The organism is Bradyrhizobium sp. Unk1, from assembly GCF_059512345.1.
The window spans coordinates 1-1423 of sequence record NZ_JCAMOP010000166.1 but is presented as its reverse complement, the minus strand read 5'-3'; the positions used below and the strand labels follow the sequence as shown (position 1 = coordinate 1423).

The following is a 1423-nucleotide window of genomic DNA, read 5'->3' as shown; positions in this document are numbered from 1 at the left end:
GGTCGTGCCCCCAGAGGTGGTGTAGCTCGGTAGAGCAAAGCCGCCCGGACGCGCGCCTCAGATAGCGCCGTAGCGGGCGGGCGGCTTTGCGGTGGTCACCGGCAGTTCTCCGGTAGGATCGGGTTGCGACACACCAACGCAACCGAGGAACCACCGATGACCGACGACATGATGAACCTGCGCACGCTCGTGGAGAAGACCCCTGATGCCGATCTGTTGCGCGAGATGATCGGCTTTGCTGCCCAGCGATTGATGGAGCTGGAAGTGGAAGGCCAGACCGGGGCCGCCTACGGCGAGAAGAACCAGGAGCGTCTGGCACAGCGCAACGGCTACCGCGACCGGACCTGGGAGACCCGGGCCGGCACGGTCGAGCTACGCATTCCCAAGCTGCGCAAGGGCTCGTACTTCCCCGGCTTTCTAGAGCCGCGCCGGATGGCCGAGAAGGCGCTCACCGCCGTGGTGCAGGAAGCCTATGTGCAGGGCGTCTCGACTCGCTCGGTCGACGACCTGGTGCAGGCGATGGGCATGAGCGGCATCTCCAAGAGCCAGGTCTCGCGGCTGTGCGCGGAGATCGACGATAAGGTGAAGGCGTTCCTCGCCCGGCCGATCGAGGGCGATTGGCCGTATCTGTGGATCGACGCCACCTACGTGAAGGTGCGCCAGAACGGGCGCATCGTGTCGGTCGCGGTGATCGTCGCCGTCGGCGTCAATAGCGATGGCCGGCGCGAAGTTCTCGGCATGGATATCGGCCCCTCAGAGGCCGAGACGTTCTGGACGGCATTCCTGCGCAAGCTTGCGCGACGCGGCCTGCGCGGCGTCAAGCTCGTCGTCTCCGACGCCCATGAGGGCATCAAGGCCACCGTCGCCAAGGTGCTCAACGCCTCCTGGCAGCGTTGCCGCGTCCACTTCATGCGCAATGCGCTGGCACATGCCGGCAAAAGCGGCCGGCGCGTCGTCTCCGCCTTCATCGCCACCGCGTTCGCCCAGGACGATGCCGAGGCCGCTCGCACGCAGTGGCGCAAGGTCGCCGACCAGCTCCGTCCCAAGCTGCCCAAGCTTGCCGGCTTCCTGGACGAGGCCGAGACCGACGTGCTCGCCTACATGACGTTCCCACCCCAGCACCGGACCAAGCTGCACTCGACCAACCCGATCGAGCGCCTTAACGGCGAGATCAAGCGGCGCACCGAGGTGGTCGGCATCTTCCCGAACGAAGATGCCATCGTCCGCCTCATCGGCGCGATCCTGCTCGAACAGAACGATGAATGGGCCGTCCAGCGTGCCCGCTACATGACGCTGGAAACCATCGCGCCGTGGAGCGATGATCCAACCGTCAGCCTTCAGGCTATCGCCAGCTGATCAGCCCGGCCCATGCCGGCGAACGCGGTGACCCGCCGCCAGCTACACCACGCTTAGGGACACGATC

1 protein-coding gene is annotated in these 1423 nt (G+C 66.1%); it reads left to right on the top strand.

What is annotated here, in order from left to right; translation table 11 throughout:
• Positions 1-156 precede the first annotated feature (156 nt).
• Complete coding sequence (locus tag AC5ZFO_RS47895; protein ID WP_496124252.1) at positions 157-1356, top strand: IS256 family transposase; 1200 nt, start codon at positions 157-159, stop codon at positions 1354-1356.
• Positions 1357-1423: the final 67 nt, after the last annotated feature.